Annotated in this window: 1 protein-coding gene; it reads left to right on the top strand. The window is 58.1% G+C overall.

Translation table 11 applies throughout. The features are described from left to right. The first annotated feature begins 297 nt into the window (after positions 1–297). Entirely contained in the window at positions 298–651 is a 354-nt protein-coding gene (locus tag INT19_RS01960) for an RRXRR domain-containing protein (protein ID WP_226924440.1), read from the top strand. Positions 652–702 lie beyond the last annotated feature (51 nt).

Genomic DNA, 702 nt, shown 5'->3' on the forward strand with positions numbered 1-702 from the left:
GTCAATTACCTCCGGCTGAAGCCGGAGGCTTGTAAAAGCAAGCCCGGTTGACCAGGGAAAGCGGTAGCCAACCCGCTACGTTGATAACAGGTCGCCAAGACTCACCGCCAAATGCTTCCTCAGTTTGGCGCTCTGAAAGGTCAGGATCATGCTGGCGCAGGGTAAAACGCCGAAGGTCTTGATCGCTGCCGATAGCCATATCGTTGGCAGGAGCCGGTTATCAACCTTCCCGAGGGGAGACGGGGCGAAAGCCCTGCGACACCAGGCCCGTAAGGGCATTGATTAGGAGGAAATCGCATGGCGGTTTTCGTACGGGATAAACACAAGCGGCCACTGATGCCGTGCAGCGAAAAGCGCGCCCGGTTGCTGTTGGCGCGTGGTCGTGCCGTGGTACATAAGCGCTATCCGTTCACGATCCGGCTGAAAGATCGGGTGGGTGGTGACACGCAACCGCTTCGCCTGGGCATCGACCCTGGCAGCAAAACGACCGGGCTGGCGTTGATGCGTGAAACGGACAGCACCGAATCAGACGGCCCGCAACGGCATGTATTGTGCTTATTTGACCTGGTGCATCGTGGCTATCAGATCAAGAAGTCACTGGAGCAGCGCCGTGGCTTTCGGCGGCGTCGCCGGTCAAAGAATCTGCGTTAAAGAATCTGCGTTATCGCGCCCCGCGCTTCAACAATCGCACCAAGCCCAAAG

The sequence above is a fragment of the Halomonas sp. 3A7M genome (assembly GCF_014897875.1).
Classification (GTDB): Bacteria; Pseudomonadota; Gammaproteobacteria; order Pseudomonadales; family Halomonadaceae; genus Vreelandella.

Coding starts and splice junctions, on each gene's coding strand:
- INT19_RS01960 (WP_226924440.1), top strand. CDS start 298: ATGGCGGTTTTCGTACGGGATAAACACAAGCGGCCACTGATGCCGTGC.